This window comes from Acinetobacter sp. SwsAc6 (genome assembly GCF_013391565.1).
GTDB classification, from domain to species: domain Bacteria; phylum Pseudomonadota; class Gammaproteobacteria; order Pseudomonadales; family Moraxellaceae; genus Acinetobacter; species Acinetobacter cumulans.
In genome coordinates this window covers 18,791-34,295 of the sequence record NZ_JACAXE010000029.1, presented here as the reverse complement: position 1 = coordinate 34,295, position 15,505 = coordinate 18,791, and the positions used below count along the sequence as shown (strand labels likewise).

Annotated in this window: 12 protein-coding genes and 1 pseudogene; 6 read left to right on the top strand and 7 right to left on the bottom strand. The window is 37.5% G+C overall.

Going from position 1 to position 15,505, the window contains the following annotated elements; all coding sequences use genetic code 11:
- Positions 1-35: 35 nt before the first annotated feature.
- Positions 36-491: pseudogene (locus tag HYG93_RS15530) on the bottom strand (recombinase family protein); the annotation flags it as partial.
- A gap of 53 nt (positions 492-544) precedes the next feature.
- A complete protein-coding gene (locus HYG93_RS15525) occupies positions 545-1,249 on the bottom strand; it encodes an IS6-like element IS1008 family transposase (protein ID WP_001067783.1) in 705 nt (234 codons plus the stop codon).
- Positions 1,250-1,560: 311 nt separating this feature from the next.
- Here HYG93_RS15525 and HYG93_RS15520 point away from each other — a divergent pair, with 311 nt between their 5' ends.
- The 6 genes from HYG93_RS15520 (at position 1,561) to HYG93_RS15495 (ending at position 8,768) form a co-directional block, all read left to right on the top strand.
- Positions 1,561-2,337 (top strand): hypothetical protein, encoded by a 777-nt coding sequence (locus tag HYG93_RS15520; protein ID WP_005093369.1) that lies wholly within the window; start codon positions 1,561-1,563, stop codon positions 2,335-2,337.
- The gene (locus HYG93_RS15515) at positions 2,337-2,903 is read left to right on the top strand and encodes a hypothetical protein (RefSeq protein WP_033917445.1); all 567 of its coding nucleotides are present in this window, start codon (positions 2,337-2,339) and stop codon (positions 2,901-2,903) included. Before HYG93_RS15520 ends, HYG93_RS15515 begins: the two co-directional genes overlap by 1 nt.
- A 1-nt stretch (position 2,904) precedes the next feature.
- Positions 2,905-6,288: a UvrD-helicase domain-containing protein gene (locus HYG93_RS15510; protein WP_033917444.1), complete on the top strand. Its 3,384-nt coding sequence runs from the start codon at positions 2,905-2,907 to the stop codon at positions 6,286-6,288.
- A gap of 98 nt (positions 6,289-6,386) precedes the next feature.
- On the top strand, positions 6,387-7,142 hold the full coding sequence (locus HYG93_RS15505; protein WP_005093363.1) for a multiubiquitin domain-containing protein: 756 nt from the start codon (positions 6,387-6,389) through the stop codon (positions 7,140-7,142).
- A complete protein-coding gene (locus HYG93_RS15500) occupies positions 7,117-8,301 on the top strand; it encodes a ThiF family adenylyltransferase (RefSeq protein WP_005093361.1) in 1,185 nt (394 codons plus the stop codon). Before HYG93_RS15505 ends, HYG93_RS15500 begins: the two co-directional genes overlap by 26 nt.
- A complete protein-coding gene (locus HYG93_RS15495) occupies positions 8,295-8,768 on the top strand; it encodes a DUF6527 family protein (RefSeq protein WP_005093359.1) in 474 nt (157 codons plus the stop codon). Before HYG93_RS15500 ends, HYG93_RS15495 begins: the two co-directional genes overlap by 7 nt.
- 428 nt (positions 8,769-9,196) lie before the next feature.
- On the opposite strand, the gene HYG93_RS15490 is transcribed toward HYG93_RS15495, so the two are convergent.
- The 5 genes from HYG93_RS15490 to HYG93_RS15470 form a co-directional block, all read right to left on the bottom strand.
- Positions 9,197-10,087, bottom strand: a complete 891-nt coding sequence (locus HYG93_RS15490; RefSeq protein ID WP_026438256.1) for a LysR family transcriptional regulator — start codon at positions 10,085-10,087, stop codon at positions 9,197-9,199.
- Positions 10,088-10,139: 52 nt separating this feature from the next.
- Positions 10,140-11,492, bottom strand: a complete 1,353-nt coding sequence (locus tag HYG93_RS15485; protein WP_019838314.1) for an MFS transporter — start codon at positions 11,490-11,492, stop codon at positions 10,140-10,142.
- Between the two features lie 268 nt (positions 11,493-11,760).
- On the bottom strand, positions 11,761-12,681 hold the full coding sequence (gene catA, locus HYG93_RS15480) for a catechol 1,2-dioxygenase (RefSeq protein WP_033917443.1): 921 nt from the start codon (positions 12,679-12,681) through the stop codon (positions 11,761-11,763).
- Positions 12,682-12,780: 99 nt separating this feature from the next.
- On the bottom strand, positions 12,781-14,070 hold the full coding sequence (salA, locus tag HYG93_RS15475) for a salicylate 1-monooxygenase (protein ID WP_019838315.1): 1,290 nt from the start codon (positions 14,068-14,070) through the stop codon (positions 12,781-12,783).
- A 200-nt stretch (positions 14,071-14,270) separates the two neighbouring features.
- The gene (locus HYG93_RS15470) at positions 14,271-15,167 is read right to left on the bottom strand and encodes a LysR family transcriptional regulator (protein WP_158660397.1); all 897 of its coding nucleotides are present in this window, start codon (positions 15,165-15,167) and stop codon (positions 14,271-14,273) included.
- Between the last annotated feature and the right edge of the window lie 338 nt (positions 15,168-15,505).

Here is a 15,505-nt window from a genome sequence, read left to right as displayed (position 1 = left end):
CTGATTTTGTAGGCACCTTTCAGTCCATCTAGTGACTAATTAATTTGTTTTAAATACCGATAGACAGCCTGTCTACTGATACCAAACGCTTTTGCCAGATCAACTTTTGATGAATACTTCCCTTCTTTCCAGGCTTGCAGTAATGCTTTAGCTTGATCTGGATTCAATTTATGGACACGACCTTTATATTTGCCCTGAGCTGCTGCGATCTTAATCCCTTCTTTCTGACGTTCTAAGATAATTTCCCGCTCGAATTGAGCAAAAGCACCCATCAGTTGCAGCATCAAATTATCCATCGGCGTGGATTGGGCAGTAAAAGTAATATTCTCTTTTACAAACTGGATGGCGATCCCTCTTTTGACCAGTTTATCTACTTCAGTGACCAAATCTTTTAGACTTCGTGCAAAACGATCCATGGAATGTACAATCACCCTATCCCCTTCCCGGACATAGTTCAACATTTCTTGAAATTTCGGTCGGTCGGTATTTTTAGGCACTGTTGCAAATAGAGATTTGAGTCGATGATGTTCCCTTTAAAAAGTGCTTAGAGACCGAAAACCCTGTTGATTAGACACACTTCACCCTGAGGCTGACCATAATAAAATGACGATGCTTGTCCTTTACGTAGTGCACGCATGACTTCAATACCTTTAATTGTGGCATAAGCAGTCTTCATAGATTTGAATCCTAATGTGGCCCTGATGATTCGCTTTAACTTACCATGATCACATTCAATGACATTATTTTTATACTTAATCTGCCTGTGCTCAATATCTACTGGACATTTTCCTTCTCGCTTTAATCGTGATAAAGCATGGCCATAGGTCGCTGCTTTATCTGTATTGATGACCCGTGGAATTTGCCATTTTTTCACCGTATTGAAGATCTTTCCTAGAAAACTATAGGCTGATTTACTGTTCCGTCTAGCGGAAAGGTAAAAGTCAATCGTATGACCCCGTTGATCAACTGCACGATACAGGTAAGTCCATCGCCCCTTCACTTTGATATAAGTCTCATCCATATGCCATGAATGTAAATCTGTAGGATTACGCCAATACCAGCGTAACCGTTTTTCCATTTCTGGAGCATAACGCTGAACCCAACGATAAATTGTACTGTGATCCACATTTATGCCTCGTTCAGCGAGCATTTCTTGAAGTTCACGATAGCTGATGCCATATTTACAATACCAACGAACAGCCCAAAGAATGATTTCACCTTGAAAGTGCCGACCGTGGAAGGGATTCATCTGCTGTATCTCGAAATAAATAAGATATTTAGCTTATCATGTCAGCCTATTTGCAACAGTGCCTCTCTAATTAGTAATATTGTAGTTTCAAGCTTGAGTACAACAGGTATTTTTTTGATAATAGATGTAGAAAAGTAGTGGAATTTTAAAGTTTTTAAACAATAGAAATTTAATAACATGAATTGATTATGGATTTACCAACTCTTAAATTTTTTAACTGATATTATTGTTATATAAGATATTTTGGTTCTTTAAGATTAATTACTAATAATTGTTAAAAAATTATCGATTTAAGGTTGTTAGGGTGCTTTATGGCTAGACCTCTAAGAAAGGTTAATAGGGAAGGTGTTTTATACACTCGGCGTAGTATTGTTGAATGTGAGATTGATGAACTAGAAAAAATCAGTCATGAGGAGATTGTTGCCAGAAGTATTATTTGGCCAAAATCAATTGAGGGTTTTATATCAAGTGAAACATTGCTCTATTTTATTCGAAATACTGATAATTCTTGGCTTCGTGAAAAGTTACTCCTAGCTCTCTTAGAAAGAATACATCGTAATCTTCCTAAACCTCATAGCCTAGATGGAAGAACTTCTTCCTTAAGTAATATGGAAATCCGCGATAAAGTTCGTGATGATTTTATCGATTTACTATTAGTGGATCAGGATAGTTATGAGGAGCGTCTTGATTATTTTGAAGTCAACTTTAACAGCGCATTAGCTAAAGACCGAGTTGATGCACAAAATAAAATTCAAAATAAAGATAATCTCACTCAAGGATTATATGGTGAAGATGAAAATATCTTACCAGAGGTTGAAAATGCGTTAGAACCCTATGATCCTTTTGATGCAAATGAACTTGACAAAGAATATTACCGACGAAGTCTACATGAGGCGATTAATGTTTTATCACCACTTCAGCAACGTATTGTCGTAATGTGGTGTCACGATATACCCATTATTTCGAAAGATCCCAATGAAATGACAATCACTAAAACGTTGAAGAAGTCAGATAAAACTATTCGCACGCACCGTGATTTTGCGCTTGCAATATTGCGTAAACAACTAGAAAATAAGGAGAAATTTTAATGAGAGATCAAAATATTTCTCGTGAGGATGTACTGAGAGACTTCTCAGTAGAATTTGATTCTAGTAAAGATATCTTACTAAAGTATCTCATAGAGTTTCCTGAATATTCTAATGAATTAGTCGATCTGTCACTCGAGCTGTCTCGTGAAATTGATGACTGTGTACCACTTACCCCAGATGATGAAATAAGTATTGAGTCTGCTTTGGATCGATTTCGTAGGGGGCTTACCCAGCAATCGGAACAAATAGATATACCTCCACAGCGTTTCTCAAATGCAGCAAAGTTATTAAATCTTCCCAAACAAGTTTTAATGGCTTTTGGAGTAAGAAGAGTTGAACTGTCATCTGTTCCATTACATTTTATTAATAGGCTTGCGATAGTTCTACAGGTAACGACTGCTCAGTTGAAGGCCTTTCTTGCACTACCACCACAAGCACAACATAGCCGAAGTTATAAATCTAATGTAAAACCAACTGCGCCAAGCAAGGTATCTTTCGAAAAGATTCTTCATGATGCACTTATTCCAGAAGAACGAATTCAAGAGATAATAAATAGAGACGAATGATATGGATGCTATCGAGATCGCTCGCCAGCGCGCTGACAAACTACATCATGAGGCTGTAGGCAGAGGGCTAGATCCTTGGAACTCTTATGCTTTTGCTGTTGCTGAAGCTGCGTTTCGAGATATTGACGTAGAGAAGTGTTTACAATGTTCCGATGAATTAAATGGCGCACGGGCGTTCTTTGATAGCACATATAGATTAATTACACATGAGGATTTTGGTTCATCTTTTGAACAGGCATTTCTTGTAGCGCATGAAATTGGTCATGTTGAGCTAGGAGATGATACACAAGATGAATATGTTATTAGTATTGACCCTAGCCGTACAGCAGAATCTGAACTATCAGGAATAAGTCGCGTTGTGGATTATAACCATCGACAACGACGTGAAGTTCAGATGGATCTTTTCGCCCGAGAATTCTTGCTTCCGCGTTCAGTTGTTAAAAAAATGCATCTTGAATGCCATATGACTTGTAGTGATATCGCTAGTAAGCTCGGAGCACCTTTTGAGGTTGTTGCACAGCAAATGCTTGATGCAATGCTGTTGCCTATGGTTGAAAATAAACCACAAGAAATTGATCCAGAGATGCCTCTCAATGAAAAGCAGAATGATGCAGTAAATCATAGAGGTTCTGCTTTTTTACTTCAGGCTGGTCCAGGTACAGGTAAGACTCGAACTCTCATAGCAAGAGTTGAAAGTTTGCTGAATGAAGAGGTTGATCCTCGACGGATATTGTTATTAACCTTCTCGAATAAAGCAGCTGCGGAAATATCAGAACGTATCGCACGAAAGCAGCCCCATGAGGCAGCGGCTCTTTGGATAGGGACTTTTCATGGGTTTGGCCTTGATCTGCTTCGTCGATTTCATGATTTATGTGATTTACCAGCGGAACCCCGCTTAATGGATCGTTCAGAGGCTGTAGAACTTCTGGAAGAGGAGTTCTTACGTCTTAATTTAAATCATTATCGTGATTTGTACGATCCTTCTCAAAATATTGTCGATATTTTGAATGCTATTTCCCGGGCAAAGGATGAGGTGATAGATGCATTACAGTACCGAATTCTTGCAGAGAATATGCTAGCAAAGGCCAGTAGTGCAGAAGAACGTGAAACTGCTGAACGAGCATTAGAAGTTGCTGTAGTATACGAAGCTTATGAAAAGATAAAGAAACAAGAAAATTGTTTAGATTTTGGTGATTTAGTGATGCTACCAGTACAACTGCTGGAGGCTAATGCAGAGTTACGTCAACAGTTGCAGCATGATTATCTGCATGTATTGGTGGATGAATATCAGGATGTTAATAGGAGCAGTATCAGGTTATTAAAGGCTCTCAAACCATATGGTGATAATCTTTGGGTCGTTGGTGATGCAAAGCAGTCAATTTATCGGTTTCGTGGAGCCTCGTCATTTAATATATCGCGTTTTTGCGTGGATGATTTTCCCGGGAGTGTAGGTCAATCACTGAAAATTAATTACCGCTCTGCTTCAGAGATCGTGACATCATTTTCAAGCTTTGCATCAGATATGAAAACAGGCGGTACACACAGTGCTCTTACTGCAAATCGCCCTGCATCAGGTTTTCTTCCGGAAATACGAACAGTAGAAAGTGGTGACCTGGTAAGTTCCGCTTTAGCTGAATCAATTAATAAAATGTGTGATCTTGGTTTTAAGTATCGAGATCAAGCAGTTTTGTGTCGGGGAAATGACAAGCTCTCAGAATTAGGGCGGGATCTGGAACGATTGGGAATTCCGGTATTATTTCTGGGTAGCTTATTTGAGCGACCAGAAATTAAAGACCTTATAGCATTGGTCTCTATTTTGACAGATAAACGCGCTTCCGGATTGATTCGTATTGCATGTTGTACAGAATTTAAGATGCCAATGGAAGATGTCACTCAAATTCTAGAGCATCTACGCACAAGCGAAAGAGAACTTTGTGACTGCGACATATCATTGTTAGCTTTATCCCCAGAGGGATTATCTTCACTTGAAAAATTAAAAAATGTACTACAGGGTTTTAGTAATCACTCACACCCTTGGAATGTTTTAGCGACTGTGCTTTTCGATCGCACACGAATGATAGCTGAAATTGCAACATCAGAGTCTGTTGGAGGGAAAGCTGAAGGAATTGCTATTTGGCAGTTTATGAATTTTGCTCGGCAACAACTTAAAGGTAGTGCCTTTCCCATAGTAAAAATGATAATGCGAATACGTCGTTTACTTAAGCTTAACGATGATCGTGATCTCAGTCAGCTTCCGACAGCGGCCCAAAATATTGATGCAGTCAAATTGATGACGATTCATAGTTCAAAAGGTCTTGAGTTTCCTGTTGTTCATTTAAGTGGGGTTAATAAAGATACACTACCTGGCTCATATAGACGGACAAAATGTCCACCACCTGAGGGTATGGTTGCTGGTGGTAAAGGTTCATCTAATGATGTAGCCAGAGAAGCTCACGACAATGAGCAAGAATGTCTTTTTTACGTAGCAATGTCACGTGCACGAGAAAGACTATTTTTTTATGGTGCAAGGACTAAAGGTCAGAAAAAAATCCAACGTCCACTTTCTGGTTTTTTGGAAAGGATTGGCCCTGTTTCGCACATAAAAACTCTCCCAGTATTACAATTACCAATAGCGCCGGAAAGTATCCCATTAGTAGTGGAATTTCAGGGAGATGTAAGTTTCAGTGCTAATGCTTTAGATTTATATGATAGGTGCCCTAGACGGTTTCTATATACTCATCTTTTATGCATTGGTGGTCGTAGACAAGAAACTGCATTCATGCAAATGCATGAAGCAGTACGCGATGTATTTCAAGCATTAATTGGCTTAGATAATGATCCTTCAATAAATTGGAAACCTATGTTGGAGGCTACTTTTGAAAAGTTTGGTTTACATGAGCATGGATACGTAAGTGATTATCGTAATATCGCTGAGATGATGCTCAATTTTTTTATCCAGTCCAGAAATGGAGCAATTGTTGAAGTTTTTGATAAATTAGTTTTGAATGTTGCAGGTGTAAAGATAACAATTCATGTTGATGAAATGCTGCTACGAGATGATGTGCGTACGTTACGCTGTATCTTTACTGGTCATGCACCTAGTTCAGACCCAAAAAATATAAAATATGCAGCATTTTCCCTTGCTGCAAAGAGTACTTTTCCTGATTCATCTGCAGAATTGGTCTATTTAGCCGATAATAAGGTTTACCCTCTCGACTTTAAACCAAAAGCCCTAAACAATTTTGAAGACAAATTACGAGAAATTTTCATTCGTATCCGTGGTGGTGATTTTAAAATAGCAGATTCAGCATTTAGCTGCCCTAATTGTCCTGCGCTATTTATTTGCGGTAGAGTCCCGACCGGTATCATAAAGAAAAATTTTTAAAATAAATTATAAAAAAATTACCGACGATGCTTTGTCGGTCCGATTAAAGAGATGTAGCCAGAAAATTCCTTCTGGTCAAAACTTTAAGAGGTGTTTATATGAATCCTATTCAGGATGATTTTGATGATGTTGGCGAAGCGGTTCGTGAGAACCGTCCGTTAAAAGCTGCAAATGGATATCGCATTAGTGTTGGAATAGACAATGTGAATTTCCAACAGGCTTTTGTTTCTGATCCAGTGCCTACAGGGCGGCAGATATTATCTGTAGTAGGGCTTGATGATCGGGATGAGGTAACTCTTTATGCGATATTACCATCTGGTGAATTTGAAGATATTCGATTAAATGAAACTTTTGACTTGCGTGGGCGAGAAGTTGAACGGTTTATTGCTTTTCGTACGGATCGGGAATTCAAACTAACACTTGATGGTCGTCAGCTTAAATGGGGCAGGTCAGCTATTGAGGCCAACAACTTGTATGTATTGTCAGGTATTAGTCCAGATCAAGCCGTATTTTTGGAGGTGCGAGGTGGTACTGATCGCCTTATTGAACCTGATGAATTGCTGGATCTTACAGCTCCTGGTATAGAGCATTTTATTACAGCTAAACGACCAGTTCAGGGTTACACCATCACTATTAATTCTCTTGATGAATCAGTACCTAATAAGCAAGTCACATTTGAACAGGTTGTCCAACTGGCATTTCCTAATGACCCAATCGGATCAAATATTATCTACTCTATGACTTATCGTCATGCAGCATCTAGACCAAATGCTGGTGAGCTTGCGGAGGGTGGGGTTATTGAAGTTAAACATCAGGGGACGATTTTCAATGTCACAAAAACTATTCAATCTTAATGATGATTTACGCCAGCTTCGTGAAGCTGGCTATCATGTGCAAATTATTGCCGGCTTCCTTGTTATGAAAGAGGTACCTTATGTAAATGCACAAAAATGCGTTCGCAAAGGTACCCTTGTAACATCATTGGATCTTGCCGGTGATAATACACGTAAACCTGGGTGTCATGTCATGCATTGGGATGGGGAATATCCTTGTAAAGCTAATGGAATGCCTATAGATGAAATTCGCCATGTAACTCAGCACATGGATTTTGGTCATGGTATTACTGCTGAACATAGCTTTTCAAGTAAACCAGGTCCAGAAGGATACCCAGATTACTTTGCTAAAATGTCTACCTACGCGACGATTTTGTCTGGTCCAGCAGCGGTATTACAGCCAGGTATGAGTCCAAAGATATTTCGTGCTCCTGATGAAACTGAAATTGAAAGCATTTTTAATTATATTGATACAGCTTCTGATCGTGCCGGGATAGGCAAACTTTCAGAAAAGCTAGAAAGCGAGGTTGTTTCAATAATTGGAACTGGGGGGACTGGAAGTTATATTATTGATTTAGTTTGCAAAACTCCCGCACATGAGATACGTCTGTTTGATGCGGATGAGTTTTTACAGCATAACGCTTTTCGTGCTCCTGGTGCTCCCTTATTACATGAGCTGCGAAATGCGCCACTGAAGGTCAATTATTTCAAAAATATTTACGACCGAATGCATCGTAATATTGTTGCGAATCCAGTTAGCTTGAACTCTACCAATCTTGAATTATTAAATGGAACTTCGTTTGCGTTTATTTGTATTGATGCTGGTGAAGATAAGAAAGCGATCATTCAGAAATTGGAGTTACTTGATATACCTTTTATTGATGTTGGAATGGGAATAGAGTTCGTAAATGGTAGTCTTGGTGGCATTTTGAGAGTGACAAGTAGTACTCCTGATAAACGCGAACATATCCATTCAGGACGTATTTCATTTGCTAGTGTTGGTGAGAATGATCTTTATGCATCTAATATACAAGTCGCTGATTTAAACTCATTAAATGCGGCTTTAGCTGTAATTAAATGGAAAAAATTGAGAGGCTTTTATAGAGATTTGGAGAATGAACATCACTCTACCTACACTACGGATGGAAATATGTTACTGAATGGGGATCTGACATGCTGAAAATTAAAAAGCTAACAAACCATTTTATCCGTAATATCCCACGTGAAATCGATACAGGCGTTTTATATATCTCAATGGAATATGCAACAGCAGTGCATAGCTGCTGTTGCGGCTGTGGAGAACGGGTTGTTACTCCATTATCACCAACCGACTGGAAAATGATTTTTGATGGCGAAAGTGTTTCACTGACGCCATCTGTTGGGAATTGGAATTCTGCATGTCGTTCACACTACATTATTAAACAAAATGTAGTAATTGAAGCTGGTAGTTGGAGCGAAGATCGAATCACAGCAGAAAGAAAGAGGGATAAATTAGCTAAGACTCATTATTATCAATCTATGGCTCAACCAGAGAGTGAAGTAAATAATAATGAAAAAGAAGCTACCTTTAGAAAACCGCCTGAGAATAAAGGTATTTGGGATAGTTTGCGTAGATGGTCACGAAAATTAATTAATAAAATTGATTAGTGAAATAGGGATAATCTCTCCATGAGTCAGACAAATCCGAAGTATAGTTTTTCATATTTTCCCTGTTTAAAGCAGGGAGAATATTAGCTAACTAAAACTAACATAATATACTCTATGCAAATCTTTTAAGATCAATAGCATAATACTTTATGAAAAGCCCACTTCTACTCGAATTGTCTTTTTTATGACAACTTATGTGTCCTTCAGGCACTGTTGCAAATAATATTAGAAATGAATTGGGTTAGAAATTAAAAAATAATTTTCAGCAAGACTTTTATTTATCATAGTCTTGCTGAATTATTAAGATTAATTTATATATTTATAGTAAGAAACACATAACAAATAATAACCTCAAAGAGGTATTTGGTTATCGAGTATTTCTTTCAGAATATATAAGACTACTATCCTATATAATTCAATATTTGAGTTTAAAGAAGCTTAAAAATATTTTGTAAAGTTTGGATAAACCAAGTTCGAGCTTCTAAATCATCTCGATGGTTATACCAATTAACACTGACGTTAAAGGGTTTTACGGCAAAGGGTAATTCAAAAACATTTACCTCACTGTTTCGTTCATACACTTTTGCAGCACGTGAGGGTAAAGTAACCAACAATTCAGAACTGCTCACTACATCTTGTAAGACACTAAAATGTGGTAGCTCTAGCATAATTTCTCTTTTTAAACCTAACTCTTTCAGTCTTTGATCAATTTCAATATGCCCTGTAGAAGATTTAATAGCAGCATGTTTCTCCCGTAAATATTGTTTTAAACTGGGCTGCTGTTGTATACGGGGATGTTGTTTATGCGCTATACACATATACCGCTCTTCAAATACATTACGTGATTCAATTCTAGGCATAACGGTATAGCTACTATTAAACACGGCAACATCTAAAGAACCATCAACAAGCCATTCTTCAACTTTACTTGATCTGATTTCTTCGATTTCAATCTTAATAAAAGGTGCTTCTTTTGAAAGATACTGAATTAAAGATGGTAGCAAACATATTTCTCCCAAATCCGATAAACCCAGTCGAAATATTCGAGTGGAAGTTTTAGGATTGAAATTTTGAGAGGCAGTAATTGCTACTTCAATTTCTTCTATTGATTTGCTAAAGCTAGGATATAAGCTTTGTGCTAGTTTAGTTGGCTTAACTCCAAACTTATCACGTTCAAATAAAGGATCATTTAGAAATTTACGTAAACGATTTAGATTATAGGTCACAGAGGGCTGACTTAAATTCAATCGCTCAGCAGCATGACTGATATTTTTAGTCTCATAAACAATAATAAAAACTTTAATAAGGCTTAGATCAATCAATTTGAATATCTCGATGATATTAGGGAGGATTCCCCTCCCTGATTCACTTTTAGACTTGTACTACAGTGCGTTTCAATCTTGTTTTCTTTAAGCGGAAGTGGATCATCGATACACTGATAACAGCAATGATACAAGGAATTGCAAGAGCAATAAAATTATATTTGATCGGTAAACTTAAACTCAGTAACCAGCCACATAAAATTGGCCCTAGGATAGCTCCTAAACGTCCAATTCCTAAGGCCATGCCTAAACCCGTTGCACGTATATTAGATGAATAAAATTGAGACATATAAGCCAGTAATAAAATTTGTCCACCAATTGAAGCCGCTCCCGCAATTGCAATACAAATATAAAGAACAAAAGTCGGTAGACTGTAACTGAGGAGAAATAAGGCAATAGCGCCACTCATAAAGAGTGTACATAACACTTTGGCTAGATTAAAACGGTCAGCGAAATAACCACCACCAATTGCACCTAACATCCCCCCAATATTTAGAGCAAAAAGGAAAAACAAGCTCGTCGATAAATCATAACCTGCTTCAACCATCAGTTTTGGCAACCAGTTTCCTAAGGCGTATACCAAAACTAAGGCCATAAATACACTTCCCCAGAATAAAAGAGTGATTGGACCACGATTTTCTGTAAATAGATCTTTTACTGGGGTTTTAGAGGAAGTTTGATTAGCTTGATGCAGGCTAATGCTCGTTTGGGTAGTATAAGTAATATTACTGTCAATTTGCTTGAGAATATGAATTGCTTGTTCAGTTTTTTTGCGGCGTACCAAATAATCAATCGATTCAGGGAGTAGTAACCAAATCATAGGTAATAATAGAAGTGGTAATCCTCCTAAAATAAACATGATTTTCCAACCATATTGTGGAACCAGCCACATACCTAACAAGGCAGAACACATGCCTCCTACTGCATAGCCACTAAACATTAAAGAGACTAACGTAGCACGTAATTTTTTAGGGGCATATTCAGTCATAAGTGCAATAACATTGGGCATTACTCCACCTAAACCAAGGCCAGCAATAAAGCGGAAAATTCCAAAACTTTGCGGATTCGAAGCATAGCCACATAAAAGTGTGAAACTACTAAATAAACAAACACATAAGATAATTAATTTTTTTCGGCTAAATCCGTAAGCTTCTAATTTATCGCTCAGACTACCAAAAATTATCGCACCAAACATCATTCCAAATAAGGCGATACTACCCAGGAATCCTGCAGTAATGGAATCAATTTGCCATTCCACCATGAGCTTTGGCAGCGCCACACCATAAATAACCAAATCATATCCATCGAAGATAATGATGAGTGCGCTCAGTAAAATCACTCGCCAATGAATTGCTTTTAATGGAGCATGATCCATGACTTCATTTGCATTAATACTTTGCATTACAGACCTCCCTGGTCATATAGATTGCAATATTTTATTTGACAGACTTTAATAATTCACTACGTAATAACTGAAGTGAGAACGAGTAGATATCTATGCTCACTGTATTTATTTTCTGTACTTTCGCAGATCCATAATTTCCTTATCGGTATATTGTTACGATTAACAAATCTTTTATGCTAATTCGGATTAATTCTAAGTTTGTCTTTACATGAAGTTTGTAAAACGTCTATAGGATGGAGAGGATCAACCTATCCATCCTAAAAAATTATGCGCTAGCCCGTCGACGTTCAACATCAGAAGATGGAGTACATTCATGTTCTTTCACCAACTCAACATTAAATTGAATATGTTTAAATGGTTTATCTACATTCCGGCGTTCTATTTCAGCTTTATTAGTTACATCCACCGCGGTTGCCACTAGACCTTCACGTGTTGCAAACGCGAAGTCATCCCATAAGTACTTATCACCCTCAATATTGAACTGAGTCGTGAGCTTTCGGTAACCTGGTGCTGAAACAAAGTAATGAACATGAGAAGGACGATTACCGTGACGGCCTAATTTGTTGAGTAAAGCCTGTGTAGTACCCTCGGGAGGACAGCCATAACCGACCGGCATAGTCGTTTGAGCAGTATAATGACCATCTTGATCGGTAAAAATAGTACGACGAAGATTAAAATCAGATTGTGATTTATCGAAAAAGGAGTAGTTACCCAAGCTATTGGCATGCCAGACTTCCACTTTGGCACCTTCAATAATATTACCATCTGTATCGGTTACAGTACCTTCAATAAAAAGTAAGTCGACCTTATCAGATTCTGAACCATCATCCATGCGAGCGAAGCCGACAGATTCTGGTGCACCAGCGACATACAGTGGTCCTTCAATGGTACGTGGTGTTCCTTTCGTAATACCTGCTTTAATATCAGCTTCATCCGCACGTAAGTCTAGAAAATGTTCAAGACCAAGACCTGCAGCCAATAATCCTAATTCATTAGCTTGTCCAGCATCGGTAAGATATTCAAGACCTTTCCATACTTCACTCTGGGTCAGGTCAAGATCTTCAATCGCCTGGAATAGATCAGATACTAAACGTACCACAACTTGTTGAACGCGATCATCCACTGGACCTATTGCAGTGTCCACATTCATTTTTTTAACTAAAGTGTCAATTTCCTGACGGTTCATACTATTGCTCCTTAAGTATGTTTATTTGTTGGTGAATCATGCTTCTCTCATCATGTGAGAAACTTAGCGTCCTTTGCTTTTTCGATTTGACTTCTAATTTCAACCTACCAGTTTTAAATGCTGCTGAATGTCCAGCTGTAATGCTGTGTTAGCATCTTCAATATCCTTTTCAAGCGAGTGTTGCCATAACCAATCAAATCGATGTGCTAAATGTGCGCCTACTTCTTCAAAGCTTGGATAATCGGGTGAATAAAGTTCATAAATTTCCCCCGACTCATGGGAGGTATGTTGAACTTTAACTGCGCGATCTAAACGGATATCTTCATAAATTTTTGATACCAATTTAATATTTTCTGCTGTGAGCTGTGGATTGGCCAATAAGTTAGCCAAGATCAGTGCGTCTTCCAAGCCCTGCCCTGCGCCGGCACCCTGATGCGGTAACATGGCATGTGCTGCATCACCAATCACAATGACATTTTGGGTTTTATTTTTATAGGTGGTTAAAGGTGGTGTTTCATGTAATGCCCAAATCGTCGGCTGTTCAATCAGATTCAATAATGCCTGACAACTCTCACTCCAATCCGCAAAGTCATCTAACATTTCTTGTTTAGAAACGGATTTAGTCCAAGGCGTATTTTCAGGTAATGTCGTTTGGGTACGGTCTGATTTAAAGGCAACAATATTAATTTCTTCGCCCTGACGAATTGGGAAGGTTAAAATATGTTTATCTTTACCTAACAACATTTGAGGCACTTCAGCTAGTTCTGGATCATTACCAAGCTCTTTAATGGCTTGTTTAAAGTCCTCAAATTTAATGATTCCACGATAAGCCCAAGTTCCAGAAAATTCCGGACTTACACGTTTCAGCTGGTGAGAATCAAGTACATGGTTACGAACTACAGAATGGATACCATCACATCCAATCAGATAATCACATTCAACACGCTGACCATCTATAAATTGAATCGAAACCTGATGATCTGTAGCCTTAATTTCTTGTACTCGTTTGTTAAAATGCACATTTTTATGCGGAACCAAAGGAATCAGCGTATCCAAAAAATCTGCGCGATGTACAGAAGATTGCCCCACATTCGGAGCTATAGAAGCTGATAAGTATTCATCGGTATAACCATTACGCCATTGAAACCAGATATCGGTAAAAGGGGCTTTTACTTTGTCTGCGATACTTTCATATTCGTTCGCCAAGCCTAATAAGTGAATTGCTTTTACAGCATTTGCACCAAAAGAAATTCCTGCACCAATTTCAGAAAATTGCGGGGCTGCTTCATAAAGATGCACATCTAAATTTTGATTTTTCACCAATTGTGTAGTAAGTGCTAATCCTGCAATCCCACCACCAATCACCGCAACTTTAATCTTTTTGTCCATTTTTAGCATTCCTTACTAAACTGCTTAGATTTCCATCATTAGCGATTTTTCAGAATTTATCCAATTTATATTTTTTAACTTGAACTATCTAAATTTTTGATACTTATTATTTATAAGGACATGATCTAATTAAAAGATATTAAATATCTGATTCATAAGGATGGTGATTTAACTGAATCAGAATTTTGGATTAATCAATTTCACAAAACACTATTTCTTAATATTAAAAATTTATTTTTAATAAAATCAATGAAATACTTGTATTTTAGCTGTGTAGAATTATTTTCTCGATAAACCATATATAAGTTTCTATGCAGTGGATTAAACTCTGTCAAACATTCAACTATTTTTCCTGATGATAAATCAGCTTGAATGTCCCAATTCAATTTATAAGCAATGCCCTGGCCTGCTAATACCCATTGATGAACTATTTCACTACTACTACTAGACAATTGAGGTGAGACTTTTACTATTGTATTTTTACCATTCTCCATAAACGGCCACTCACTAAATGTATGCCGATTTCTGATCAAACAGAGACAGTGATGATCCGCCAAACTATACGGATTATCGGGTATTCCAAACTTTTTAAAATATTCAGGAGATGCGCAATAAATTTTTTTACCTTGTATAAGCGGGACAGAACAGTAATCAATCTCTAGAGGGACTTCAATCTGAAAGGAGAAATCGAGTTCCTGTTCCATTAAATCTACTTTTGAATCAGACAATAATAATTCAATGTTTAAATGAGGATATTGTTTTGCAAACTCTGCAATCCAACCAGCTAAATGCTGTTTCCCGAATTGATTGAGTGAACCAATTCGTAATCGTCCAGTCAAAAAGTCCTGTTCACCTTGTAAGTTATTTTCCATTTTTTCAAGTAAGGACAAAATATGCTGGGTATTTTCTAAAAAATATTCCCCTTTTTCAGTTAACTTGAAACGTCGAGAATTTCGATCAATTAACTTAACGCCGAATCTCTGTTCGATTTGAGATAGACGACGGCTCATTGATGGCAATGAGCTTTCCAACAAGACTGCAGCACGTGTAAGTGAACCTGCCTCTACAATTTTTAAAAAAAATTCTAGATCATTCACTTTATCTCTAATTTTCATTCTTTCATTTTATGAAACTTAAACTCTCATTTTAGCCTATTTTTTCTTCTTAAATATAGTTCATATTATCTAAATTCAAAATAAAGGATGCATTATTTTGAATTTTCAAATACTGAGAATCTATTCTTACACTACAGAATGAATCTGGGTGCTTTCAAGGAGAAATACATGTCACTAGTTCACATTTCAGGATTTATAAATGGCGTTTTTTACCCATTGCCACCCAGACTCAGCCTGTATATGATCCAGGGAATTTTAGGTTCTTTGCACTTTAGCGTGAAGATTGTTACGATATGGACTCATCCATGAGATAACCCGCA